23 protein-coding genes are annotated in these 25,345 nt (G+C 70.8%); 15 read left to right on the forward strand and 8 right to left on the reverse strand.

From position 1 onward, the window contains the following. The first annotated feature begins 484 nt into the window (after positions 1-484). The 5 genes from mtrA to hpf all read left to right on the forward strand — a co-directional run bounded on the left by mtrA (position 485) and on the right by hpf (position 7,472). Positions 485-1,162 (forward strand): MtrAB system response regulator MtrA, encoded by a 678-nt coding sequence (mtrA, locus tag ACFYL4_RS04130; RefSeq protein ID WP_014908694.1) that lies wholly within the window; start codon positions 485-487, stop codon positions 1,160-1,162. Between the two features lie 16 nt (positions 1,163-1,178). Next, positions 1,179-2,969 (forward strand): MtrAB system histidine kinase MtrB, encoded by a 1,791-nt coding sequence (gene mtrB, locus ACFYL4_RS04135; protein ID WP_387516272.1) that lies wholly within the window; start codon positions 1,179-1,181, stop codon positions 2,967-2,969. After that, positions 2,966-4,882: an LpqB family beta-propeller domain-containing protein gene (locus ACFYL4_RS04140; protein ID WP_387516274.1), complete on the forward strand. Its 1,917-nt coding sequence runs from the start codon at positions 2,966-2,968 to the stop codon at positions 4,880-4,882. Before mtrB ends, ACFYL4_RS04140 begins: the two co-directional genes overlap by 4 nt. Positions 4,883-5,208: 326 nt before the next feature. After that, on the forward strand, positions 5,209-6,027 hold the full coding sequence (locus ACFYL4_RS04145) for a ComF family protein (protein WP_387516276.1): 819 nt from the start codon (positions 5,209-5,211) through the stop codon (positions 6,025-6,027). A gap of 773 nt (positions 6,028-6,800) precedes the next feature. Next, entirely contained in the window at positions 6,801-7,472 is a 672-nt protein-coding gene (hpf, locus tag ACFYL4_RS04150) for a ribosome hibernation-promoting factor, HPF/YfiA family (protein ID WP_357768765.1), read from the forward strand. On the opposite strand, the gene ACFYL4_RS04155 is transcribed toward hpf, so the two are convergent. Continuing rightward, positions 7,469-7,963 carry a hypothetical protein gene (locus ACFYL4_RS04155; protein ID WP_387516278.1) on the reverse strand — a complete coding sequence of 165 codons (495 nt, stop codon included), beginning with the start codon at positions 7,961-7,963 and terminating at the stop codon, positions 7,469-7,471. The genes hpf and ACFYL4_RS04155 overlap by 4 nt on opposite strands. 330 nt (positions 7,964-8,293) lie before the next feature. On the opposite strand from ACFYL4_RS04155, the gene secA reads away from it, so the two are divergent. Continuing rightward, positions 8,294-11,140, forward strand: coding sequence for a preprotein translocase subunit SecA (gene secA / locus ACFYL4_RS04160; RefSeq protein ID WP_357767000.1), 2,847 nt, complete (start codon positions 8,294-8,296; stop codon positions 11,138-11,140). 62 nt (positions 11,141-11,202) lie between these two features. Here the strand turns inward: secA and ACFYL4_RS04165 are convergent, their stop codons facing one another. From ACFYL4_RS04165 to ACFYL4_RS04175, 3 genes are all read right to left on the reverse strand, one after another. Next, entirely contained in the window at positions 11,203-12,342 is a 1,140-nt protein-coding gene (locus ACFYL4_RS04165; RefSeq protein WP_387516617.1) for an RNA polymerase sigma factor, read from the reverse strand. Between the two features lie 19 nt (positions 12,343-12,361). After that, positions 12,362-12,769: a YciI family protein gene (locus tag ACFYL4_RS04170; protein WP_387516280.1), complete on the reverse strand. Its 408-nt coding sequence runs from the start codon at positions 12,767-12,769 to the stop codon at positions 12,362-12,364. Between the two features lie 188 nt (positions 12,770-12,957). Next, the gene (locus tag ACFYL4_RS04175) at positions 12,958-14,001 is read right to left on the reverse strand and encodes an SIS domain-containing protein (protein ID WP_357767006.1); all 1,044 of its coding nucleotides are present in this window, start codon (positions 13,999-14,001) and stop codon (positions 12,958-12,960) included. A gap of 284 nt (positions 14,002-14,285) precedes the next feature. Here ACFYL4_RS04175 and ACFYL4_RS04180 point away from each other — a divergent pair, with 284 nt between their 5' ends. From ACFYL4_RS04180 to ACFYL4_RS04210, 7 genes are all read left to right on the forward strand, one after another. Next, positions 14,286-15,023 carry a GntR family transcriptional regulator gene (locus tag ACFYL4_RS04180; protein ID WP_357767009.1) on the forward strand — a complete coding sequence of 246 codons (738 nt, stop codon included), beginning with the start codon at positions 14,286-14,288 and terminating at the stop codon, positions 15,021-15,023. Positions 15,024-15,071: 48 nt separating this feature from the next. Then, positions 15,072-16,586 (forward strand): PTS transporter subunit EIIC, encoded by a 1,515-nt coding sequence (locus tag ACFYL4_RS04185; RefSeq protein WP_387516283.1) that lies wholly within the window; start codon positions 15,072-15,074, stop codon positions 16,584-16,586. A gap of 192 nt (positions 16,587-16,778) precedes the next feature. Further along, positions 16,779-17,015, forward strand: a complete 237-nt coding sequence (locus ACFYL4_RS04190) for a glucose PTS transporter subunit EIIB (RefSeq protein WP_357767015.1) — start codon at positions 16,779-16,781, stop codon at positions 17,013-17,015. 93 nt (positions 17,016-17,108) lie between these two features. Next, the gene (locus ACFYL4_RS04195) at positions 17,109-17,597 is read left to right on the forward strand and encodes a PTS glucose transporter subunit IIA (RefSeq protein WP_357767018.1); all 489 of its coding nucleotides are present in this window, start codon (positions 17,109-17,111) and stop codon (positions 17,595-17,597) included. Positions 17,598-17,697: 100 nt separating this feature from the next. After that, on the forward strand, positions 17,698-19,371 hold the full coding sequence (locus ACFYL4_RS04200) for a glycoside hydrolase family 3 N-terminal domain-containing protein (protein ID WP_357767022.1): 1,674 nt from the start codon (positions 17,698-17,700) through the stop codon (positions 19,369-19,371). Between the two features lie 191 nt (positions 19,372-19,562). Continuing rightward, complete coding sequence (locus ACFYL4_RS04205) at positions 19,563-20,219, forward strand: HAD family phosphatase (RefSeq protein ID WP_357767025.1); 657 nt, start codon at positions 19,563-19,565, stop codon at positions 20,217-20,219. A gap of 55 nt (positions 20,220-20,274) precedes the next feature. After that, the gene (locus ACFYL4_RS04210; protein ID WP_387516286.1) at positions 20,275-20,733 is read left to right on the forward strand and encodes a DUF6912 family protein; all 459 of its coding nucleotides are present in this window, start codon (positions 20,275-20,277) and stop codon (positions 20,731-20,733) included. On the opposite strand, the gene ACFYL4_RS04215 is transcribed toward ACFYL4_RS04210, so the two are convergent. After that, entirely contained in the window at positions 20,706-21,227 is a 522-nt protein-coding gene (locus ACFYL4_RS04215) for a GNAT family N-acetyltransferase (protein WP_387516288.1), read from the reverse strand. The genes ACFYL4_RS04210 and ACFYL4_RS04215 overlap by 28 nt on opposite strands. Then, positions 21,220-22,023 (reverse strand): GntR family transcriptional regulator, encoded by an 804-nt coding sequence (locus tag ACFYL4_RS04220; protein WP_387516290.1) that lies wholly within the window; start codon positions 22,021-22,023, stop codon positions 21,220-21,222. Before ACFYL4_RS04220 ends, ACFYL4_RS04215 begins: the two co-directional genes overlap by 8 nt. A gap of 183 nt (positions 22,024-22,206) precedes the next feature. Between ACFYL4_RS04220 and ACFYL4_RS04225 the strand changes: the two genes are divergently transcribed. Then, positions 22,207-22,347 carry a hypothetical protein gene (locus tag ACFYL4_RS04225; protein WP_357767035.1) on the forward strand — a complete coding sequence of 47 codons (141 nt, stop codon included), beginning with the start codon at positions 22,207-22,209 and terminating at the stop codon, positions 22,345-22,347. Then, positions 22,344-23,444 (forward strand): rRNA adenine N-6-methyltransferase family protein, encoded by a 1,101-nt coding sequence (locus tag ACFYL4_RS04230; protein WP_387516292.1) that lies wholly within the window; start codon positions 22,344-22,346, stop codon positions 23,442-23,444. Before ACFYL4_RS04225 ends, ACFYL4_RS04230 begins: the two co-directional genes overlap by 4 nt. 102 nt (positions 23,445-23,546) lie before the next feature. Here ACFYL4_RS04230 and ACFYL4_RS04235 read toward each other — a convergent pair whose 3' ends face one another. Together ACFYL4_RS04235 and ACFYL4_RS04240 are read right to left on the reverse strand one after the other, a co-directional pair. Continuing rightward, the gene (locus ACFYL4_RS04235) at positions 23,547-24,635 is read right to left on the reverse strand and encodes a methyltransferase domain-containing protein (protein ID WP_387516294.1); all 1,089 of its coding nucleotides are present in this window, start codon (positions 24,633-24,635) and stop codon (positions 23,547-23,549) included. A 263-nt stretch (positions 24,636-24,898) separates the two neighbouring features. Then, entirely contained in the window at positions 24,899-25,213 is a 315-nt protein-coding gene (locus ACFYL4_RS04240; protein WP_357767044.1) for a hypothetical protein, read from the reverse strand. Positions 25,214-25,345: the final 132 nt, after the last annotated feature.

Raw genomic sequence — 25,345 nt, forward strand, 5'->3', positions numbered from 1 at the left:
CCTCTCCCGGTGGTCGTCCTCCTGGCTCATCTGCCGCCCTCCGTGAGGTTCGGTTACCGCGCGCGAGCGTGTCCGCGCCCGTTCTGATGTGTCGGAAACCAACCTACCGGCCGGTTCCACCGCTTCTCAGTGGGCTTGCAGTGTGTCCTAGACAACCCACGCACTTCATTCCTTTTGTATGCTTTCTGTTACCAACCGGCCAAGTCACGAAGCTTTCCGGGCCTTCCTTGCCAGGGATGACGCCGCCGGTGACCGAATTCGGTCCAAAAGGTCCCAACACCGCTGACCGCTCCTCCAACACCGGCCGAAGCTGGCAAGGTTGGGGGGTGACGGGACGCGGTCTCCCGGACGGGGATCGCTCCCCGGCCCCGGGGGTCACGGGCACCGACCACTGAGGCCGCTTGAGTGTTCCAGGAGAGAGGAGTAGGCGCCGGTACCCTCCCCGCCCCCGGGCGGAGGCGGAGACCCCGCGCCGGACACACCGATGAAGGGACGTGTACTGGTTGTCGACGACGACCTCGCCCTCGCCGAGATGCTGGGCATCGTGTTGCGCGGTGAAGGGTTCGAGCCCTCGTTCGTCCACGACGGCGACAAGGCCCTGGAGGCCTTCCGCGAGACCAAGCCCGACCTGGTCCTCCTCGACCTGATGCTGCCCGGGGCCGACGGGATCGACGTGTGCCGTCAGATCCGCGCCGAGTCCGGGGTTCCCATCGTCATGCTCACCGCCAAGAGCGACACCGTGGACGTCGTCCTCGGCCTGGAGTCGGGCGCCGACGACTACATCGTCAAGCCGTTCAAGCCCAAGGAGCTCGTGGCCCGCGTGCGCGTGCGCCTGCGCCGCACCGAGGAGCCCGCGCCCGAGGTCCTCCAGATCGGGGACATCACCATCGACGTCGCGGGGCACGCCGTGCGCCGCGACGGCGAGCAGATCAGCCTCACCCCGCTGGAGTTCGACCTCCTGGTCGCCCTGGCCCGCAAGCCGCGCCAGGTCTTCACCCGCGAGGTCCTGCTCGAACAGGTCTGGGGCTACCGCCACGCCGCCGACACGCGCCTGGTCAACGTGCACGTGCAGCGGCTGCGCGCCAAGATCGAGAAGGACCCGGAGCACCCCGAGGTCGTCGTGACCGTCCGCGGTGTCGGCTACAAGGCCGGGACCGCCTGACCCGCCCGGAAGCCACATGACCGCGTCCGTACCCGAGGAGGGGAGGGGAGCCGACTTCGAGGGAGAACGGACCACCCCTCCCTCCGGCCTGCCCGAGAGCGGCGGCTGGAGGGACGGCAACACGGGCCTGACCCGCTCCTACCTCCTCGCCCAGCGCGCGGCCCGCGCGCTGGTGCGGGGGGCGCACACCAACTGGCGCCGCTCCCTGCACCTGCGGGTGATCAGCACGACGCTGGTGCTGTCCCTGCTGGTCATGGCGGGGTTGGGGTACGTACTCGTCTCCGAGGTGCGCAGCGGGCTCCTGGACGCCAAGACCAACACGGCGGTCAACGACCACCGGGCGGGGCTCAGCTACGCGCTCACCGAACTCCAGGAGAACGAGATCGGTGACCGCAACCGCCTCCTGAACAACGTCGCCAGCGAGCTGACCAGCCGCAGCGGCGACACCGGGCTCTACAGCGTGTTCATCCTGCCGTCGGTCAGCGACGAACTGGGGTGGGCCACCGGCGAGGGGAGCGTCCCCCCGCGACTGGTGGACCAGGTACGCCAGTCCGAGGTGTTCGACCAGCAGTACCACACGTACACGCGCATCGACATGGAGGACGGTTCGGTCGAACCGGCCCTGGTCGTGGGCGCCCAGATCAACCAGGCCTACGAGCTCTACTACATCTTCCCGCTCCAGCACGAACAGGAGATCCTGGACCTGGTGCAGGGCACGGTCGCCCTGGTCGCGGTGCTGCTGGTGATCCTCCTCGGGCTCATCGCGTTCACCATCACCCGGCAGGTGGTCAACCCGGTGCGCTCCGCGGCCCAGTCGGCCGAGCGGCTCGCCGCGGGCGACCTCACCGAACGCATGACGGTGCGCGGCGAGGACGACCTCGCGCGGCTCGCGGTGTCCTTCAACGACATGGCGGGCAACCTCCAGGAGAAGATCCAGGAGCTGGAGGAGCTGTCGAAGCTCCAGCGCCAGTTCGTCTCGGACGTCTCGCACGAGCTGCGCACACCGCTCACCACCATCCGTATGGCCGGTGACCTGCTGTTCGACGACCGCGAGGAGCTGGACGCCTCCCACCGCCGGTCCGTGGAGCTGCTCCAGAGCCAGGTGGAGCGGTTCGAGGAACTCCTCGCCGACCTGTTGGAGATCAGCCGCCACGACGCCGGGGCCGCGACCCTCGGCATCGAGTCGTCGGACATCCGGGACTCGGTGATGAAGGCGGTGGGCGACGCCGAGCAGATCGCCGAGCGCCGGGGCATCAAGGTGATCCTGCGCCTGCCCGCGGACCCGGTGGTCGCCGAGTTCGACACCCGACGGATCAACCGCATCCTGCGCAACCTGGTGGTCAACGCCATCGAGCACAGCGAGGGGCGCGACGTGGTGGTCGCGGCGGCGGGCGACCGGGACGCCGTCGCCGTGGCCGTGCGCGACTACGGGGTGGGGCTCAAGGAGGGCGAGGAGCACCTGTGCTTCGACCGCTTCTGGCGGGCCGACTACTCGCGGGTGCGCACCACCGGGGGGACCGGTCTGGGCCTGTCCATCGCCAAGGAGGACGCGACCCTGCACGGCGGCTGGCTCCAGGCGTGGGGCCTGCCCGGGCAGGGGTCGCAGTTCCGGCTCTCCCTGCCCCGCCGGTCCGGCGCGGAGCTGCGCGGTTCGCCGCTGCCGCTGGTGCCGCCGGAGATCGCCCTGGGCCGCGCCTTCCCGCCCTTCGGCGACAAGGACGGGAACGGCGCGGACTCCAACGGGACCGAGGAGGTCCGAGGCATGGAGAGGGGCCGGTTCGGACCCGACGACGAGGAGGCGCTGTGAGCCACGTGGAGAGCCCCGGACGCCTGAGGCGGGTCGTGCGCACCATCGCGGCCGGAACGCTCGCGTGCGTGTCCCTGGTGGCCTGCGCGAGCGTTCCCATGACCGGCCCCGTCGTCCCGAGCGAGGGCGGCGACGGCTCCGGTGACCCCTACGGTGGCTACGTGCGGCTCCTACCCGCGGGCCCCCAGCCCGGTGTGGCGCCCGAAGGACTCATCAACGGCTTCCTGAAGGACCTCGGCAGCTTCGAGGAGGACCACAAGGCCGCCCGCAGTTACATGCTCCCCGAGCGGAGCGAGGAGTGGACCCCCGACGCCGCTGTCCGGGTCTTCTCCGACCTGGAGGCCGTGGACATGGACTCCGAGATCGCCGCGGACGGGCTCACCGCCACCGTGCGCATCCGCAGCAACGAGATCGCCAGTATCGACCAGAGCGGCAAGTACGTCCCCGCCGAGGCGGGCTCGATGGTGGAGGAGACCTTCACCCTCGCCAGGGAGGGCGAGGACCCCGACGGCGAGTGGCGTATCCGGGACCTGCCCGACGAGATCATCCTCAGCCAGCTCGACGTCGAACGCACCTACCGTCCGTTCAACCTGTACTTCTTCAACCCGGCCGCGACCGCGCTGGTGCCCGACCCGGTCTACCTTCCGGTGAGCACCGACCAGCTGGCCGAACGCCTGCTCCGCAAGCTCATCGGCGGCCCCACCGACTGGCTGGACCCGGCCGTGCTCTCCGCCTTCCCCGAGGAGGCCTCCCCGAGGCTGGAGATCGACGGCGAACGCGCGATCATCGGCGTCACCACCCGCGAGGAGGCGGACGAGTACGGCATGGGCGCGCAGATCGCCTGGACCCTGCGCCAGCTCCCGGAGATCCAGGAGTTCACCCTCCGGATCAACGGCGACGAGGTGAGCTTCCCGCAGTCCGACGGCGACAGCTCCGACCGCCCCCGGCCGGGCAGCGACTACTGGACGCGGGTCAGCCCCGGCGCCACCCTCGCCGGAATCCACGCCTACTACACGCACGAGGGCCAGCTGTGGTCGGCGCCCGACTGGGACGCCGACGACTTCAACAGCGCCGAACGGGTCCAGGGACCGCTGGGCGCGGGAGAGGTGCAGCTGGACCGGTTCGCGGTCTCACTCGACCAGAGCACCGTCGCGGGCATCACCCTGGGCGGGCGCGAGGTCGTCACCAGCTTCACCAGCGCCGGAGCGCACACGCGCGAGGTGCTCGGGGACGGTATGTTCACCGACCTGTCCTGGGACGTGAACGGCAACCTCTGGGTCGTCGAGGAGACCCGGGACGCGCGCGAGTCCGACGACGAGGACGCGGACGAGGGGTCCGGGGACGACACGGCGCGCGCCGACGAGGAGACCGGGGCCGCGGGGCTGGCCGAGGAGGAACCGCCCGCCCCCGGCGACACCGCCCTCTGGCTGCTGCGCGACGGCGAGGAGGTGGTCCAGGCCGAGCTGCGGGGCCTGCGCGACCACTCGCTGGTGCACTTCAGGATCTCCCGCGACGGGGCCCGGGCGGCGGTGGTCACCGAACGGGACGGGGAGCGCTCGCTCCAGGTCGGGCGGGTCGTCGAGGGTGAGGACGGCCAGGTCTCGGTGGGGGCCTTCATCGGACTCGCCGACCAGGAGCTGGAGGACGTCACCAGCATCTCGTGGCGCTCCAGCGACCAGCTGGTGGTCGTGGGAAGCCGCGACGGGGGGACACCCCAGGCGCTGCTGGTGTCCCTGGACGGCGGGACGCCCGCGGCCAGCGCGGGTGCTCCGGTCGCCGGCATGATCACCATCTCCGGAGCCCCCGGACAGCCGCTGCTGGTGGGGGCCGACGACGGCAATATCTGGGTGTCCAACGACCCCCTGAACTGGCAGAACGTGGTGGAGGGCGGGTCGCCGACCTTCCCGGGCTGACCGGCCGGGACCCGGGTCCCACCCTCGTGGGGGCTCGAGCGCCCGTGTGGCCCGAACCCGCCCCGCGACCGCTCCGGCGGTGACGGTGCCGGCGGCGCACCCGGCGCCGACCCTCCGGTGGTCGTTCCGGGGGGCCCGGCCCGCGCGCGCCGCGTCGCTGGGATCTCCGTGTGGCGGGCTCGCGGGCGGACGGCCGTCCCGCCCGGCCCTCCCCGCGGTTGGCAGAGGTTCGCCCTCCTCCCGCCGCTCCGACCTCGGGCGGAGGCGTTGTCCACAGGTCCCCGCGTCCTCTGGCGCATCGCGTCCGCGTCGCCCAACCTGGAGGAGTGAACCCCACCGGAGCTCCCGCCTCACGGCGTCGGCCGGACGCGCTCCTTCGCGTGTTCCGGCTGCTCGCCTCACTCCTGGAACCCCTCCTCGAACTCCTGGCCCCACGGGACTGCGCGGGCTGCGGCGGCCCGGACCATCCGCTGTGCGCGCGCTGCCTCGGCCTCACCGGGCACCGCCCGCACCGGGCTCCCGGGCGCGCACGCTGCCCCCCGGTGTGGGCGGTCGGCACGTACGCCGGTCGCCACCGCCGTGTCCTGCTCGCCTTCAAGCACGGCGGACGGCACGAGCTGGACGCCCCGCTCGGGGCGCGTCTGGCCGCCGCCTACCGCGCCTCCGGTTGGGCCGCGCCCGACACGCTCCTGGTGCCGGTTCCGGGACGGGGTCGCGCACCGTCCCGCTCCGGCGCCGCCTGGAGACTGGCCCGCGCCTGCGCCCACGCGATCGGCGACGGCGGCACCGCGGGGGTCGCGCCGGTGCTGCGCTACCGTGTCCGCGCCCGCCCCCAGACGGGTCTGTGCCGCGCGCGACGCCTGGTCAACCGGGTGGGGGTCCTCACCGCCGCTCCGCCCGCGCGCGGCCCCGCGCTCCCGGCGGCGCGGGGGCCGGGTCCGGCGACGGGAGGGCTCCGGGGCCGCCGTGTGGTCGTGGTGGACGACGTGCTCACCACGGGGGCGACGCTGGAGGAGGCCGCCCGAGCCCTGCGCGCGGAGGGCGCGAGGGTGGTGGGAGCCCTGGTTCTCGCCGAACGGGACCGCCCCACACCTCCCGAGGCCTCCCGGGAGCGTCCTGAAAGAAGGTTTTACAAACCCCCCTGATCGGGCGAAACATGCCTGTTCACAAGGGTTTGCGGCGCTTGTCGACCGCTTGGTACCCCGTTCGCTACCTGACATCCGCGCTGGGACAGGTTACGGTCCAGGTATGGCACCCGTCCGGGTCCGTGGTTGCGCCGGATACTCAGAGCTCCCGGGAAGACCGTGGAGCACCTCCGGCAAGCCGATGCCAGGCGCAGGCGAAACGGCCCACGTAAGGCGACTTTTCGTCGACCGATCACGGTGCGCCTTAGAGGTAAGCCCTGCCCCGCTGAGGGTCCCGATGTCCCTCATGACCGGGAGAAGAGCAGTAGTCGCGTACAAGAGCGGCGACACTCTCAGCAGGCGGATGTGGGGACGAAGACCAGGTCGGCCGGACGGGTGGCATACCGACGTTGGGGGGTTCGTCGTGCCCGGGGTGCGAACTCCGGGGGCGCGGACCCCCACACGGTTCTCCGACGTCCCCTCGGCCCCCTCCGTCACCGGAGCTCACCGGGCCCCGACCGACCCGTCCGGTGTTCACCGGCTGGTGGGCGACACGCCCCGATCGGGTCACATGTCCTTCTTTCCCATCCGAGGTCCTCGGTTAATCGGGCCCCTGGTGCACGTGATGACCCTGCCTCGGATGGGTATACGCACTTCCAACCGAGAGGTGCCCCTCCAGGAAGCGGGGCACGAAGGGAAGGAGGGCTGACGCGTCACACCCCTTCCCCAGCGGAAGGGGAGCAGAGCCAGCCTGGCCGTCGCCTTCACGGCGGCCACGCGATGAAGGGGGTCCTATGGACATCATCGTCAAAGGTCGACGCACTGGTGTGAGTGAGAAGTTCCGACAGCACGTCGAGAACAAGCTCGACAGGCTCTCCAAGTGGGAGCGCAAGGGCATGAGCGTCGATGTGGAGGTGTCCCAGGAGCGCAACCCCAAGCTCGCCGACGTCCGCGAGCGGGTTGAACTGACCATCCACTCCGACGGCCCGGTCATCCGCAGCGAGGCCGCTTCGGTGGACCGTCACGGCGCTCTCGACCTCGCGATCGACAAGATCGAGGCCCGCCTCCGCAAGTCCGCTGACCGCCGCAAGGTGCACCGCGGAAACCACACTCCCGTCTCCGTCGCGGCAGCCACGGCCCACCTCCCCGGAGACCTGCCCTCGACCACGGCGACCGCCACCAAGGCCCCCCCGGCCCAGCGCGGCGGTGAGGACGCGATCGACGGCGTGGAGCTCGACGGCCGCTTCACGGACGAGTTCGTGGAACTCGACACCCAGGGGGAGACCCCCGTGGTCGTGCGGGAGAAGTTCCACCGGGCCAAGCCGATGAGCATCGACCAGGCGTTGATGGAGATGGAACTCGTCGGCCACGACTTCTACCTCTTCCATGACGAGGTCAAGGACGCCCCGAGCGTCGTCTACCGGCGCAAGGGGTTCAACTACGGCGTCCTGCGTCTCGTGGACTAGTCCGCGCGTTCCTCGTCCCTGACCCTTCCCCCGCACGGAGGTGGACCCGACAGGCGTCGCGGCGGGTCGAGCACCACGTCGCTGAGGATGTCGGTGGACACCGCCACGACCAGCGAGGCCAGCATCAGGGCCGCCCCGATCACCAGCAGGACGACGGAGCCGTCCAGTACCACGGCCAGGCCGCCCAGAGCGAACCCGGCCACGGCCACCGCCACGCAGACCCACGACGCCGCGCTTCCCCGGTGCCCGTTGGTCGGGGCCAGCGAACCGCCCTGGCGCTGGAAGCCCCGGATATCGCCGTGCCGACCCTTCTCCTCGTCCGTGGGGCGGTGCAGCTCCCACGCGAGCCCGGGGTCCTCCGTGTCGCTGGGCCCGAGCACGGTGGGCCGGCGCCCCTTCAGGAACTCGTTCACGGCGTCGTCCGGGGTCCTCGACAGGCGGGGCCCGGAACCGGGGGCCGGGACGGATTCGCGCTCTCTTCTGCTTCGCATGTGGTCCCCCCTTGGGAACACGGTCGCGTCCGGTCGGGTTCCGTCCGAACCGGTGGAAACGGTCGGCCGGAACCACCGCTCTCCCTTGGAGAACTACCCGGAACAATGCCGCTCTCCGCACGAATGTTCACGAAAAAGAAGGGAACATCCAAGCCCGTCCCGCTCGTTTGTCCAGAGGACGGGAAGCGGTTCCGGGTCCTCTAGGATGTAGGCCCGAGGACCCAGGATTGACCCCTTGACCTCCGTGGCCACGGGAAGCGGTCAGCGGGCCTAGATCTGACTCTCCACCCTCGGTGGAGCCAACCGCGATCTGCGAGGAGCGCATAGGAAGTGCCAGGCATACTCGACAAGCTCCTGCGCGCGGGTGAAGGTAAGATCCTGCGCCGGCTCAAGAAGTTGAAGGACCAGGTCAACGCCCTGGAGGACGACTACGTCGACCTCACGGACGAGGAACTGCGCGACCTGACCAAGGAGTACAAGGAGCGCCACGAGGACGGTGAGTCCCTCGACGACCTCCTTCCCGAGGCCTTCGCGACGGTCCGCGAGGCGGCCAAGCGCACCCTGGGCCAGCGCCCCTTCGACGTGCAGATCATGGGCGCCGCCGCCCTGCACCTGGGCAACATCGCCGAGATGAAGACCGGTGAGGGCAAGACCCTGACCGGAAGCCTCGCGGTGTACCTCAACGCCTTGGCGGGCAAGGGCGCGCACGTCATCACGACCAACGACTACCTCGCCCGACGCGACGCCCAGAACCTGGGCCGCATCTTCCACTTCCTCGGGCTGGAGGTCGGCGTCGTCGGCCCCCAGATGACCGCCGAGGCGCGCCGCAAGGCCTACCAGGCCGACATCACGTACGGAACCAACAACGAGTTCGGTTTCGACTACCTGCGCGACAACATGGCGCTCTCGCTCAAGGACACCGTCCAGCGGGACCACTTCTTCGCCCTGGTCGACGAGGTCGACTCGATCCTCATCGACGAGGCGCGCACCCCGCTGATCATCAGCGGCCCCTCCGAGCAGAACTCGCGCTGGTACGCCGAGTTCGCGAAGATCGCGCCCCGTCTGAAGAAGGACACCGACTACGAGGTCGACGAGAAGAAGCGCACCGTGGGCATCACCGAGTCCGGTGTGGCCAAGGTGGAGGACTGGCTGGGGATCGACAACCTCTACGAGGCCGTCAACACCCCGCTGATCAGCTTCCTCAACAACTCCCTCAAGGCGAAGGAGCTGTACCGCAAGGACAAGGAGTACATCGTCAAGGACGGTGAGGTCCTCATCGTCGACGAGTTCACCGGCCGCGTCCTCGCGGGCCGCCGCTACAACGAGGGCATGCACCAGGCCATCGAGGCCAAGGAGCGCGTCAAGATCAAGGACGAGAACCAGACTCTCGCCAAGGTCACGCTCCAGAACTACTTCCGCCTCTACGAGAAGCTGTCCGGCATGACCGGTACCGCCCAGACCGAGGCGGCGGAGTTCACCCAGACCTACGGCGTCGGCGTGGTCCCCATCCCGACCAACAAGCCGATGGTCCGCGAGGACGTCAAGGACGTCGTCTACAAGCACGAGGACGCGAAGTTCCAGGCCGTGGCCGAGGACATCGCGGAGCGCCACGAGGAGGGACGTCCGGTCCTGGTCGGTACGACCAGCGTCGAGAAGTCCGAGCTCCTCTCCCGGATGCTCAAGCGCGAGGGCGTCCCGCACGAGGTCCTCAACGCGAAGAACCACGCCCGTGAGGCGTCGATCATCGCCCGCGCGGGCAAGCTCGGCGCGGTCACCGTGGCCACCAACATGGCCGGTCGCGGTACCGACATCATGCTGGGCGGCAACCCCGACTTCCTCGCCGACGAGGAGCTCCAGTCCCGTGGCCTGAGCCCGCTGGAGACCCCGGAGGAGTACGAGGAGGCCTGGCCCGCCGCGCTGGAGAAGGCCACCGCCGAGTTCGAGTCGGAGCACGAGAAGGTCGTCGAGGCGGGCGGTCTCTACGTGCTCGGCACCGAGCGCCACGAGTCGCGCCGTATCGACAACCAGCTGCGCGGTCGTTCGGGCCGTCAGGGCGACCCGGGTATGTCCCGTTTCTACCTGTCGCTCCAGGACGACCTGCTGCGCCTGTTCAACTCCAGCCGTCTGGAGGTGTTCATGAACCAGCTGAACATCCCCGACGACCAGCCGATCGAGTCCGGCATGGTGAGCAAGGCGATCGCCTCCGCCCAGGGCCAGGTCGAGACGCAGAACTTCGAGATTCGCAAGAACGTCCTCAAGTACGACGAGGTCCTCAACCGCCAGCGCAAGGTCATCTACGCCGAGCGCCGCAAGGTGTTGGAGGGTCAGGACCTGCGCGACCAGGTCGTCGAGATGCTGGACGAGGTCCTGCGCGGCTACGTCGTGGAGGAGACCGCCCAGGGCGACCCGGACGACTGGGACCTCGACAAGCTGTGGCGCGCGTTCAAGCAGGTGTACCCGATCAGCTTCACGGTGGACGAGTTCATCGAGGAGAACGGCGACCTGCACACCCTCACCGGCGAGCTCATCGCCTCCCGGGTGGTCGAGGACGCCAGGACCGCCTACGACGCCCGTGAGGCCGACCTGGGCGAGGAGGCGATGCGCGAGGTCGAGCGCCGCGTCATCCTCCAGGTCATGGACCGCAAGTGGCGTGAGCACCTCTACGAGATGGACTATCTCCAGGAGGGCATCGGCCTGCGAGCGATGGCCCAGCGCAACCCGCTGATCGAGTTCCAGCGCGAGGGCTTCGACATGTTCCAGCAGATGCTGGAGGCCATCAAGGAGGAGTCGGTCGGCTTCCTCTTCAACGTCGAGGTCCAGGTCCGCAAGAAGGAGGAGCCCACGCTCACCGCGTCGGCCGCCGCGAAGACGGCCGCCACGGTCGGCGGTTCCTCTGGTGCGACCGCCGTCGCCACGGCCGTGGAGGACGACCCGGAGGCGGCCAGGGCCGACTCTCCCGAGGAGGAGGCCGCGCCCGCCGAGGACGTGGTGGTTCCCGGGTTCGGCGAGGACCAGCCGAACAAGCTCCAGTACTCCGCGCCGAGCGAGGACGGCACCGTCGAGCGGCACAGCGAGACGGTGGACAACGAGTACGCGGGAACCGCCCGCAACTCGCCCTGCCCCTGCGGCTCCGGCAAGAAGTACAAGAAGTGCCACGGTGACCCCACGGCCCGGTAACGGCTGAGGGCACCACGAACACGCGTGTGGGCGCGGCTCCCGAGGGGCCGCGCCCACACGCGTCAGCGCCCGCTGTTGATCCGGGCGGCCTGTCGGGTCAGGTGGGCGCGTTCGGCGAGGTCGGGGGCGTCCAGAGCCGCTCGCGCGTACAGTCGCGCCGCACGCCCGAGGTCGCCGTCGCGCTCGTGCAGGTGCGCGGCCACGGCCCGGTATCGGGGTAGCGACTCGTCCAGTTCGCCGAGGGCGGCCAGTCCCGCCCGCGGCCCCTGCGCCTCACCCAGGGCGACGGCCCGGTTGAGCCGCGCCACCGGGCTGCCGCTCAGGCGCACCAGTTCGTCGTACCACTCCACGATCTGCGGCCAGTCCGTCTCCTGCGAGGTCCGGGCGTCGGCGTGCAGCGCGGCGATCGCGGCCTGGGCCTGGTACTCGCCCAGGCGGTCGCGCGCCAGCGCTCCCTGGAGCACGCGGACTCCCTCGGCGATGGCAACGGTGTCCCACAGAGAACGGTCCTGCTCGGCGAGCGGTACCAGGGACCCGTCCGGGGTGGTCCTCGCGGGGCGGCGGGCGTGGTGGATCAGCATGAGGGCGAGCAGACCGGCCGCCTCGGGGTGGTCCACGGCGGTGTGGAGCCGCCTCGTGAGCCGGATGGCCTCGGCGGACAGGTCGACGTCCCCCGAGTAGCCCTCGTTGAAGACCAGGTAGAGCACTCGGAGGACGGTGCGGACGTCTCCCGGGCGGTCCAGCCGCACGCCGGAGACGGTTCGCTTGGCACGGCTGACGCGCTGAGCCATGGTGGCCTCGGGGACCAGGTACGCGCGGGCGATCTGGCGGGTGGTCAGTCCGCCGACCGCGCGCAGGGTGAGCGCGACCGCCGACGATGGGGTCAGTGACGGGTGGGCGCACAGGAAGTAGAGCCGGAGCGTGTCGTCCACCGCGCGTGCGGTTCCAGCCTCCGGTTCCTCTGCCACGGCCGCCTCGCGTCTGCGGCGAGCGGTGTCGGCGCGGGTGGCGTCCAGGAACCTGCGCCAGGCGACGGTGACCAACCATCCCTTGGGGTCGCGGGGCGGGTCCCCCGGCCAGACGCGCACCGCCTCGATCAGCGCGTCCTGGACGGCGTCCTCGGCCGACGCGAAGTCGGCACCTCGTCGGACGAGCAGACCGGTCACCTCGGGAGTGAGAGTCCGGAGCAGCGCTTCGTCCACGTCGGCGGTCACGTCGGGCTCACTCCTCGATGGTGGGCGAGGCGCCCAGGAACGGGCGCAACTCCAGCCACTCGTGGATGGGGCGTCCTCCCGCCCCGGGCGCGGCCGACAGTTCACCGGCCAGTTCCAGCGCCCGGTCGTAGCCGTCGACGTCGATCACCATCCAGCCCGCGATGACGTCCTTGGTCTCGGGGAAGGGGCCGTCGGTGACGGGAGGGCGCCCCTCGCCGTCGTAGCGGACGAAGGTCCCCTCCGGGGCGAGCGCCTGGGAGTCCACGTACTCGCCGGTCTCCTGTAGCCGGGCCGCGAAGTCGTTCATGTACCGCATGTGCGCGGACACCTCCTCGGGTGTCCAACGGTCCATCGGGACGTCGTTCACGGAGGCCGGGGCGCCCCGGTAGTGCTTGAGCAGCAGGTACTTGGCCATGGTCCCTCTCCTTGTCGCGGTGCGAACCATTGTGGTCGCGTTCACAGCGGGGACGGAGCCGGGCGCGCGTTCTCGACACCCTCGTCGGAATCTTTACCGGGGCCTGGAACACCGGCGGCCCGGCACCGCGTGTGCGGTGCCGGGCCGTGAGCGCCGCACCGGGTTCGGGGGAGCGGAGGGGCCGGAGGTCAGGTGGTCTGGGTGACCTTGTTGAGGCCGCGCGGCACGTCCGGGTTGTAGCCCAGCCGGCGGGCGAGGTGCTCGGTGAGCAGCTGGGCGGGGACGATGAGGTTCATCGGCGACACCCACTCGGGGACGTCCGGCACCGGTACCGAGAGGTCGCTCGCGGCGGCCAGGGCGGCACCGCCGCCGAAGCCGAACACCGGGGCTCCGGCGGAGCGGACCCGATCGGCCAGGGCCACCGTGCCCTCCAGGGTGGGGCCGTGGGGGGCGGCCACCAGCAGGGCGGGGGTGCGCGGGTCCACCACGGCGATGGGGCCGTGCTGGAGGTCGGCGTAGGACAGCCCCATGGCGTGCAGGTAGCAGGCCTCCTTGAGCTTCAGGGCGGCCTCCAGCGCGGTGGAGAAGGCCATGCCGCGGCCGGAGATCACGGCGCCCTGGACGGCCACCATCCGCTCCACGATCTCCTCCAGGGAGTCGGTGGGCGCGGCGAGGGTCTGCTCGATGCCCTCCGGAACCAGGTCCAGCTCCCCGGCGTCCAGCTTGGCGCCCAGACCCAGGGCCAGCACGGCGAGGGCGGCCAACTGCGTGTTGTACGTCTTGGTGGCGGGGACCGCCAGCTCGTTCCCGGCCCGGGTGACCAGGGCGACGTCGGCCTCGGTCGCGAGCGGGGAGTCGGCGCCGTTGGTGACGGCGACGGTCCGGGCGCCGCAGTCGGCGGCCCAGCGCATGGTCTCGACGATCTCCTCGGTCTTGCCGGACTGGGAGATGGCCACGGCGAGGACCCCGGACAGGTCGACGCGCGCACCGTAGGCGGTGGCGATCGAGGGGGAGCCCAGGGTGGCCAGTCGTCCGGTGTGCGCCTGGAGGAGGTAGCTGCCGTAGACCGCCGCGTTGTCCGAGGAGCCCCGGGCGATGAACAGGACGTGCTGGGTGGAGCGGCCGAGCGCCTCGATCTCGCCGCGCAGGGGGAGGAGCTCGGCGAAGGTCCGGCGCAGGGCCTCGGGCTGTTCGGCGATCTCGGAGCGCATCACGCTCGTCGTGGTGGTCATACGGAGCCTTCCGGTGTGGACGTGCGGTCCTGGACGTACGCCGGGGGCCGCGCTGGTCGCTCGTGGACGGCCCGGACTACGTCGCTGGCCAGCCACGATGCTGGTTCACTCCGCGTGGCACAAGGAGGATTGACACGCGGGTCGAGCTATGGTCTAGTCCGGACTATACCAGTCAGATCCCGGCATGACCCGGCAAGTGTCACGAGTCCGGGCGGATGCCGCGCTAAGGTCGAACGCCGACCACCGGACCACCCGACCCGCCGACCGAGAAGGCCATCCGCCCCATGCCGATCGACGCCAGCAACCCCCTGCCCAAGTACGTCCAACTCCGCGACCTGCTCCTGGACTGGATCACCGCGGCCGGGCTGGGCGTGGACGACATGGTCCCCTCCGAGCGGGAGCTCAGCTCCACCTACGGCCTCTCCCGCATGACCGTGCGCCAGACCATCGACCTCCTGGTCGCCGAGGGGCGCCTGTACCGGGTTCCGGGCAAGGGCACCTTCGTGGCCCGGCCCAAGATCGAGATGTCCCTCGTCCTGGCCTCCTTCAGTGAGGACATGCGCGCCCGGGGCTTCGAGCCGGGCGCGCGCGAACTGATCCGCCAGGTCATCCCGGCCAGCGGTCACACCGCCCGCATGCTCGACATCGCCCCCGGCACGCTCGTGCACCACATCGAGCGCATGCGTACCGCCGACGACGAGCCGATGGCGGTGGAGCGCTCCAACATCCCGGCGGCCATGGTTCCCGGCCTGGAGGACCACGATCTGGCCGAACGATCTCTCTACGAGGTCCTGGAAAACGAGTTCGACATCCTGTTGGATTCCGGAGAGCAGACCATCGAGGCCGGGATCTGCGACTCGGCCGACTCCCGTCTCCTTGGCCTACCCGCCGGAAGCCCGGTGCTGGTGATGCAGCGCCGCAGCTTCGCCAAGGGACAGTGCGTGGAACTCGCCCTGTCCACCTACCGTGCCGACCGCTATCAGCTGCACTCCCGCCTGGACCCGCGGAGGCACGGAGACTGACGTCTCGCGCCCCGTCGGGCGCGCGTCCGAGAGGGAGGACCCCCCACCATGTCGGACCCGACCCCAGCGACGAAGGACCCGGACCGGTCCGGGCCCCCCGCACGCCGTCGCCGCGCCGCCGCGCTCGCTGTGCTCCAGCGGCTCGGCCGCAGCCTGATGATGCCCATCGCGGTCCTGCCCGCCGCCGCGATCCTGCTCCGCCTCGGCCAGGACGACCTGCTCGGGGCGGACGGACTGGCCGGTGTGAACGGCATGGGCTGGATGGCGCCGGTCGCCGGTGCCGTGGGCACCGCCGGCGAGGCGATCTTCGAGGCCCTGCCCCTGCTGTTCGCGATCGGTGTGGCGATCGGCTTCGCCAAGCGCGCGGACGGCTCCACGGCCCTGGCCGCCGTGGTCGGCTACCTGGTGTTCGACCGGGTCTCCACCTGGACGATGGTGACCTTCGACGGTGCGACAGGGGACATCGGGTCCCGGCTCGTGTCCTACCCGGTCGCGACCGATCCGGTGTCCAGGGAACCGGTTCTCGACCCGCCGCCGGTCCTGGACCCACCTGCCGGAGCGGAGGGGGTGAACGCCCTCATGCCGGTCATCAACCACGCGGTCAAGAACCCCACCGACGTGCTGGGCGGGATCGTGGTGGGCCTGGTGGCCGCCGTGCTGTGGCAGCGCTACCACCGGATCAAACTGCCCACCTGGCTGGGCTTCTTCGGCGGGCGCCGCTTCGTCCCGATCGTCGCGGCCCTGGCCGGCCTGGGCATGGGCGTGGTGCTGGGACTGGTCTGGCCGATCGTCGGCATGTGGATTCAGAACCTGGGCGAGGCCCTCATCGGCGCGGGCGCGCTGGGTGCCGGGATCTACGGTGTGGTCAACCGCGTCCTGCTACCGCTCGGCCTGCACCACGTGGTGAACTCGTTCGTCTGGTTCGTCTCCGGTACCTACACGGACGCGGACGGCGCCGTCTCGCACGGGGAGATCACCCGCTACTTCGCGGGTGACCCGACCGCGGGCAGCATGCTCTCCGGCTTCTTCCCGGTGCTCATGTTCGGCCTGCCGGGCGCGGCGCTGGCGATGTGGCTGGCCGCGTCGAAGGAGCGGCGTGCCCAGATCGGCTCGATCATGATCCCGGCGGCGCTGACGGCGTTCGTCACGGGCATCACGGAGCCGGTGGAGTTCGCGTTCATCTTCGTGGCCCCGGTGCTCTTCGCGGTACACATCGTGCTCACCGGTGTCTCGCTGGCGCTGATGAACCTGTTCGACGTGCAGTTGGGCTTCGGGTTCTCGGCGGGCCTGATCGACCTGCTGCTGAACGCCACCAAGAGCAACACCCAGGGGCTGGGGGCGCTGCTGCTGTTCGGTGTCGTCTACTTCCTGGTCTACTTCGGGATCTTCTACGTGCTGATCAGGCGGTTCGACTTCCCCACACCGGGTCGCGAGCCCGATCCCGACGAGCCCGCGCCGCCGCCCACCGCCCCGGCCGGGGCGGACGGCGCGACCGGGACCGGCCCCGAGGCGCCGAGCGGCGGCGGCTCCGACCGCTCTGACCGCTCTGACCGCTCCGGCTGAGCGGCGGGCCCGAGCGGCCCGCCCGCCCGGGGCAGCCCGGCGACCGCCCCCCCGTGGCGGCGCCGGGCCACCCCGCTCCACCAGCGCGCCCGCGCGCGCCGCCGCGCCGACCCTGGCGTGTGAGGCACGCCACCTCTAAGCTCGGCTCAGACCCCCCGGGTCACGTGATCCCGGGTAGAGCACGGAGGGCACATGTCGGACAAGGCAACGGCGATCGTCGCCGGTTTGGGCGGCGCGGCCAACATCGAGGAGATCGAGGCCTGCATCACGCGGCTGCGGACGGAGGTCGCCGACCCCGCACTGGTCCGGGAGGCCGACCTGAAGGCCGCGGGCGCGCACGGGGTCCTGGTCTCGGGCAACGTCGTCCAGGTCGTCGTCGGCCCGGAGGCGGACTCCCTCACGGACGACATCCAGGACCTGCTGGACTGACGCCCCTGGACGGGCCGCGGGAAAAAGGGCCTTTGTGCTCTTCCGGCCGCCCCTTTTCTGGGTTAAGTCCCGTTCCCGGGGAAGACCTCACCCATGTCAGACCTCAACGGTGCGCTGCGCGTACTCTCTCCCGTCGCCGGGACCGCCCTGCCCCTGGACACGGTGCCCGACCCGGTCTTCTCCCAGAGCATGGTCGGCCCCGGCGTGGCCGTCCACCCCGAACCCGGACAGGAGGGCGGCCAGGACTCCGAACACGAGGCGGTCGCCCCGATCGCCGGGACCCTGGTCAAGCTCCACCCGCACGCCTTCGTGGTCCTGTCCTCCGACGGCGCGCGCGGTGTCCTCGTCCACCTGGGCATCGACACCGTGCAGCTGGCGGGGGAGGGGTTCACCCTCCTCGCCGAGGAGGGCGCCGAGGTGGCCGCGGGCACCCCGGTCATCCGCTGGTCGCCGGGCTCCGTGGCCGCCGCGGGCAAGCCCTCGGTGGTACCCGTCGTCGCCCTGGACGCCCAGCCGGGCAGCCTCTCCGAACTGGCGAGGGGAGCGGTGGAACCCGGCCAGGAGCTGTTCGCCTGGGGCTGACCCCGCGCACCGCCCGCCACGGAGGGGCCCGTCCCACCCGCTCCGCCCGAGCGGGTAGTCTCCGCCCGCAACCAGCGATCCGGCGGAGAAGAAGTCCCTTATGAGACCGTCCGTTCCACGCGCCCTGGCCCCGGCCTGCGTGGCCCTCACCCTGATCACCACAGCCTGCACCACACCCGAGGAGGTGGACACCTCGCCCGAGAACGTCCAACCCAGCGCCGAGGCCACACCCGAGCCCTTCGAACCGGTCCTGGCTCCACAGTTGCTCGCCGACATGGACCTGGACGACAAGATCGGCCAGCTCCTCGTCCTCACCGCGCAGGGCACCACCGCCGCCGACAACGCCGCCCAGATCGAGGCGTACCGGCCCGGCGGCGTCATCTACTTCGACGCCAACCTGGACGACGCCGAGCAGATCGCCCGGATGTCGGCCGGAATGCAGGAACAGGCGGCCGGTCAGGGGCCGGGCGTGCCCCTGTTCATCAGCATCGACCAGGAGCAGGGACTCGTGGTGCGCATGCCCGTGGGCACCCTGTTCCCCGACGCCATGGCGGTCGGCGCCACCCGTGACACCGACCTCGCGGCGCTGCGGGCGTCCACCACGGCGGACGAGCTCCTCGCGGTCGGCGTCAACATGAACTACGCGCCCGACGCCGACGTCAACACCGACCCCGACAACCCCGTCATCGGTATCCGCTCCTTCGGCTCCGACCCGGAACTGGTGTCGGAGATGGTGCTTGCCGAGTCCGCCGCCTACGCCGAACAGGGCGTGGTGCCGGTCATCAAGCACTTCCCCGGCCACGGCGACACCGACGTCGACAGCCACACCGGCCTGCCCGTGATCGACCTGCCCCGCGACCGCTGGGAGGCCGAGCACCTGCCGCCGTTCCGGGCCGCAGTGGACGCGGACGTGGACGCCATCATGACCGCGCACGTGCTCATGCCGCAGTTGGACCCCGGAGAGGACCCGGCCACCCTCTCGCCGCTGATCATCGACGGCATCCTGCGCGACGAGCTCGGCTACGACGGGGTGGTCACCACCGACGCCCTCAACATGGAGGGCGTGCGCCAGACCCACCCGGACGGCGAGATCGCCGTGCGCGTGGTGGAGGCCGGGGTGGACCAGCTCCTCATGCCGCCGGACCCGGGCGCTGCGGTCTCCGCGATCCGGGAGGCGGTCGAGAGCGGCCGGATCACCGAGGAGCGCATCGACCAGTCGGTGCTGCGCGTCCTCACGCTCAAGGAGAAGCGCGGCGTCCTGGAACGGGAGTCCGCCGACCCCGCCGAGGCCGACGCCGCCATGGAGGACCCCGAGCATGCCGAGGCGGCCCAACGGGTCGCCGACGCCTCCGTCACCCTGGTGCGCAACGAGGGCGGCCTCCTGCCGCTCGACGCGGGCACGCGCGTGCGCGTCCAGGGGGTGGGCGCCGACCGGATCGCTCCGGCGCTCGCCGAGGCCGGTCTGGAGGTCGTGGACAGCGGTGAGGACGTCCTCGTGGTGGGCACCAACGGCGCGCGGAGCTCCGAGGAGCAGCGCGGCATGGTCGCCGCGGGCCGGGCCCAGGGCACCCCGGTGGTCGCGGTCGCCCAGGGCGGCCCCTACGACCTGGAGGCCTTCCCCGACGTGGACGCCTACATCGCCCTGTACTCGGCGGTGGAGGTCTCCCGTGTGGCCGCCGCCCGGGCGATCTCCGGGAAGGTCGACCCCTCCGGCACGCTGCCGGTGGACATCCCCGGGGCCGAGGTGACCGCGGGGACCGGGCTGGGCTACTGACCCGCCGTGCGGCGCCGGGCGGCCCGGGCCGGGGACCGCGACCGGCGGCGCCCACCACCGGTCCGCGCGCCGTGGACGAAGGTTGAACCGGACGGGGAACGGGAAGAACCGTTCCCCGTCCGGCCTCCAGGTGGCTCCGCACCGGGCCGGACGGGTGGTCCACAGCGGCGATCACCGATGGAGGCGACCGGATGAACGGCACCCGACGAGGGGTCATCTCCGACTGGGGCGGAGTGCTCACCCCGCCCCTGCCCGAGGGAATCCGGGCCTGGCTCAGGTCCGACCGGATCGACATCGACCACTACCACGAGGTCATGCGCCCGTACTTCGACGGCAGCGCACCCGACAACCCCGTGCACGCCCTGGAACGCGGCGAGATCGAGACCCACCTGTTCGAGCGCGACCTGGCCGCACTGCTGCGTTCCACCCACGGCGCACCGGTGCGCGCGGAGGGGCTCATCGAGCGCATGTTCGCCCACTTCGACCCGGTCGACGCCATGTACGACACCCTGCGCTCGGCGCGGGGGAGCGGGCACGGCACCGCCCTGCTCTCCAACTCCTGGGGCAACGGCTACCCCCGCGACCACTTCACGGCCACCTTCGACACCGTCGTCATCTCCGGCGAGGTCGGCATGCGCAAGCCCGAGGAGCGCATCTACCTGCACACCTGCCAGCGGCTCGGGCTGGAACCCGAGGACTGCGTGTTCATCGACGACCTGGCGCACAACGTGGCGACCGCCGAGTCCCTCGGCATGACCGGCATCCTGCACACCGACGTGGAGTCCACCCGCCGCGCGCTGGAACGGTTCCTGACCCCCGAGGACGAACACGAGCGGCAGCCGGTCTGACCTCGTCGGGTTCTTTGGGAAACTCGTAGGGACCCGATCCCGCCCTGGAGAGCCCATGTACGTCTTCCTGCCCAGCACCGTCCCCGCGCTCGCGGCCCTGCTCGACCGGGGCCGCCTGGAGGGGGAGGCCCTCACCGCGTTCACCGCCGACGCCGGACCCGACGGTGACACCGAGGAGGCCGAGTACGACGCCATGTACGCGGCGGCCCGGGCCTCCCTGCGCATGCTCGCCGAGGACCCCGGGGCGCCCCGCCGCCGCGTGGTCCTGGCCGCCGAGATGCCCGACGCCGCCGTGGAGCACGGCGGGCGGCACGCCGAGGGGGTCGCCCGCGTCACCGTCGCGGGCGGGGTGCCCTACAAGAAGCTGCGCTCCGTGCACATCGACGACACCGACGCCGCCGACGACGTCGCCGAGTCCGCCGCCGATCCCGCTTCGGAGGCCGCCGAGGACCACGAACTCATGTGGTTCGGCGTGCAGGAGATCCGCTACCTGGTCGAGGAGTCCCACGCGTAGCAGTACGCGGGCACTCCGGGGGAACCGTCGAAGGCGTGCGTGATCGCGCCCAGGCGCTCCCAGCCCAGACGTTCGTACAGGCGCGCGGCCGACCGGTCCTTGGCCATCACGTCCAGCACCAGCGCCGAGCCGTGGCGGCGGGCGTGCTCCATCACCGCGCGGGTCAGGGACTCGCCCACCCCCCGGCCGCGTGCCGAGGGGCTCACGAACAGCCGGGAGAGGACGGCCGCCTCGTCGCGGGCGCGGCCGGTCCGCTCGCTCCACAGCGCGACCGCGTCCGCCCCCTCGGGTTCGGCCAGACTCACCTGCCCGAGGAGCGCGCCGTCGTGCTCGGCCACCCACGAGCGGAGGAACCCCGGGTCGGTCAGCCAGGTCCGTGGGTCGGCCACGCCCTCCACCGGGTAGCCGTCGTGGGCGTGCACCCGGACGAGGAGGTCGCTCAGCGCGGTCAGGTCGTCGTCGGTCCGCTCCCGGACCCGCACTCGGTCAGTCATCCGTCTCCTCCACCGCCATGTCGTAGTCCAATGCCGCCAGGTCCGCCCGCATCACGAATCGGGTGACCTCGAAGGGGCGGCCCCCCTGATCGATCCCGGTGTGCAGCACCTCCAGGACCGGAACCCCGGAGGGAACCATGAGCCCACGTGCCTCCTGGGGGGTCGGTATGCGGGCGGACACCTCCTCGCGGCTGCGGGTGATCCGGTGGCCGCGATCCTCGAAACGTGCGTACAGGCTGCCCTTGCCCAGGTTCGCCGAGGTCGCCAGAGGAGTGCCCTCGGCGATGGCCCAGGGCACGAACGTGACCCCCACCTGTACGGGGTGTTCGGTAGTGCCATCCGAGGCGTAGTACCAGTTCTCCCTGCGCACCACGTCCGTTGCCTCGTCGGTCAGCCCCAGCCGCTCGGCGACATCCGCGGGTGGGACGACGCGTTCGATGGACACGCAGTCCACGCGGGGGACGAGGCCCTGTTTCGCGAGCTCCGCACGGTAGGGGGAGAGCCCGGTCTCCTCCCGCAGGCGTCGGGAATACCGCTCAGCCCCGAACCTGAGCGTCCTGCGGCGTTCGCGCACGAACACCCCGGAACCGTGCCGACGGTCGACCAGGCCTTCCTCGGCGAGGATGCGGAGCGCCTCACGGGCCGTGTTGCGGGCCGTTCCGTACTCCTGCGCGAGATCGCGTTCTGAGGGCAGCCTGTCCCCCGGGAGCAGATCGCCGTCGTGGATCGCCGAGCGCAGGCGATCGGCGATCCTCCGGCTGGGGGGCGGCTGCTCTCTGTGCTCCTCGGAAGTCATGTAGATATTCTACGCAGCTGGCTTGAGCCAGTATCTTGACTGGCTTAAGCCACTTGTGCTCTGATGGAACTCAGCGTCGCCACGGAGTGACTCTTGGTCCGATCTCCGTGAGGTGCTGTTCAGGAACCCCCTGGTGGGCGAGGGACGTGCCCTCTCACCCACCCCTGGAATGAGGAGATCCACGTGGCTGAGAGCACATGCGGCGCCTGCCGTGGTGAGGGAACCTTCATCCTCACCAGTGACGGGCAGAAGAAGGGTTGGGGCCAGGACAAGGAAGTGGTGACCTGCCAGGACTGCGGGGGGACGGGAACGGTTCGGAAGTGACGGATCTCCAGCGGATGCACTCCGATCTCGTGGGGCGGCTGGACGTCTCCGAGACGGTGCGTGTGGCCTTCGCCGACCATCCCCGGCACCGGTTCATCCCTGACCTGGTGTGGCCGGACATCCAGGGATTGCCGCTGATCCGCTCGGCCGATCCCGAGCGCTGGGCCGCCTACGTCTACGACGACGACGCGGTGGTCACCCAGGCCAACGACGGGGGCAGCGGAGCCGTCAACCACCCCTCCTCGTCCTCCTCGGCACCGCAGCTCATGGCCGACATGATCGGGGCCGCCGGGATCGAACCCGGTATGCGGGTGCTGGAGATCGGTACCGGGACCGGCTGGAACGCCGCGATCCTCTCCTCTCTCGTGGGTCCCACCGGATCGGTGACCTCCCTGGAGATCGACCCCAAGGTCGCGGGGCGGGCGAGCAAACGTCTCACGGGAACGCCGGTGAAGGTGGTGCACGCGGCGGAGCCGCCCACAGGGGACTCCTATGACGCGGTCATCGCCACCTGTGCGGTGAGCCGGGTCCCCGTCTCCTGGCTCGGCGAGCTGGGCCCGGAGGGCCGGATCGTGGTGCCCTGGGGGCCGAGTTCGGACTCGCACGCCAGTCCGGTCGCGGTCCTGGAGAAGACCGGACCGACCAGTGCCGCCGGGCCGTTCGTGTGTGAGGCCTTCTTCATGCGGGACCGCACCCAGCGGGTCCCCAGCGGAGACTTTCCCGGGATGGATTGTGAGTCGGAGGGCACCCGCGTCATGCCCTTCACCGCGGCGGACCTGACCGAGGACGACCGCGTCACCCGGTTCATGCTCATGCTTCCCGGAGTCCGTATCGGGATCGGGATGCGCCCGTTCAGTGGGGACGTCGGGCTCATCATCTACCTCGGCACCCCGGACGGCTCCTGGGCCTACCTGTGGCCGGACGGCGCCACCCACGGCGGAGGCCCCACGGATCTGGTGGAGCGCCTGCGCGCGGCCCACGCACTCCTGGCGGGAGAGGGGTGGCCCGCCCTGACGGAGTTCTCTCTGGAAGCCGACCTGGCCGAGGGGGTGTGCCGGGTCACGGCGCCCTTCGGCAGCTGGGAGCACGCCGTGTAGGTCCTGCCCGACCGCTCCGGTGTCCTCCCCGTCCGGGTGGTCGTGTTCAGCGCCGCCAGATCCGCCCGTCCCAGTGCCGAGGGCTCCGGGACGGGCGGTACCTCACACCCCGTGTTCCCAGGGGCCGAGCGGGCGGCTGCGGATCGTGTGCGTCCGGCGGTCGGGGGAGACCTCCAGGGCGAACTCCGTCAGCTCGGGCCAGCCCGCCCCGCCCAGTTCGGTGTGGACCTCGCCCAGCTCTCGGCCGAGGTCTCGGGGGCCGCCGCCGGTGGTCGAGCCGTCCGGCCACACGTACGTCCAGGAGTCGTCGGCCCCCAGCGCGACGATCGAGGCGTGTCCCTCCCGCCACGGGTGTCCGTGCAGGTCGATCGAGAGGAACGGCGCGGCCAGGACCAGGCGAGTCAACCGGTCCTGGTCGATCAGCTCCTCAGACCCCAGAGGGAAGTGCCCCTCCCGTTCGCTCTCGGCCCCCACACCGGGGAACCGCTCTGGGGGAACACGCTGGGTGCGGTCGCGCATGAAGGAACCGTCCCGGACGAACGGCCCGGCCAGGGGACTTCCGGCGGAGAGCGCCACGATCGGTGTGGGCCCCCGAGAGTCGTGGGTGGCCCAGGGAAGGACGATCGTGCCCTCCGGCACGAGGCCCGTCGTCCACGGTTCCGGGACGCGCCGCACGGCGCAGGTGGCGATGACCGCGTCGTAGGGCCCGTCGGGTGGCACGGCGCCGGTCGCGACCGACACTCCGGTCCCGGAGAGCCTCTTCGCGGCGTGCTCGGCCACCTTGGGGTCGATCTCTAGGGAGGTCACCGATCCGGTGGGGCCGACGAGAGAGGAGAGGATCGCCGCGTTCCAACCGGTTCCGGTGCCGATCTCCAGAACCCGCATCCCCGGGCCGACCCCCGCCGCGTGGATCATGTCCGCCATCACCTGTGGGGCGGAGGAGGACGAGGAGGGCCTGTTGACGGGCCCGCTCCCACCGTCGTTGGCCTGGGTGATGACGGCGTCGTTCTCGTAGACGATCCGCGTCCAGCGCTCCGGGTCGGCCGAGCGGAAGAGCGGGAGCCCGGACACGCCGGGCCAGATCATGTCCGGGACGAACCGGTGCCGGGGATGGTCGGCGAAGGCCGCACGCACCCTCTCGGACGTGTCCAGCGCCTCCACGAGCCGGGTGTGCGGGTCGTTCGAGTTCATGCCTCACCACTTCCCTTGCAGATCGGATGGTCGACTGGCTGGTGACCCGGCCAGGGTCCGCTTCCGTCGCTTTCGATGCGCATCTCTCCGGACCCGCCGCAGGTACAAGAGTCAGTGGCACGAGGGTCGCTCAACGGGGGAAGGGCGGAATCACGAGTGGGGGACAGGAGCGACATGGAGGTCTCCAATCGAGGGATGTCCATCCGTGCGGATGGGCGGCGCCGCCTGACGAGGACGGCGCCGCCCAACGGCACGGAGGGGGATCAGTGGACGCGGTGGCTCACCCGGATCGTCTCGACGATGGTCGCTCCCTCGGGGAGACCCTCGTCCTCGAAGTCCTCGGAGACGACTCGCAGCCAGAATCCGCTGTTCTTGCCGTAGGGGTTCAGGCGGTCGAGCCGTTCCCAGAAGTAGTCCGCGATCCCGACGCAGGAGCAGGCGCACTCCCGGTGGTAGCGCGGGGCGGACGGAGAGAGGCGCCCGGCCAGCGAGACCCCGTGCTCGTCGGGCTCTCCGCCCCGGATGATCTGGACGATGTCGGTGATCAGCGGGGCTTGAGACAGGGTTGTTGACGCCATGGAGTCATCTCCCTACGTAGAGGAGGCGACACCCGGTATGGGTGTGCTACTGATCTCAGTATGATTCGAGCCAGTCATGATTACAAGCAATTTTTGTAGTCAGTCAGAAAAATCGGCCCGACGATGGCTGCT

It is taken from the genome of Nocardiopsis sp. NPDC006938, from assembly GCF_042869555.1.
Lineage (GTDB): Bacteria > Actinomycetota > Actinomycetes > Streptosporangiales > Streptosporangiaceae > Nocardiopsis.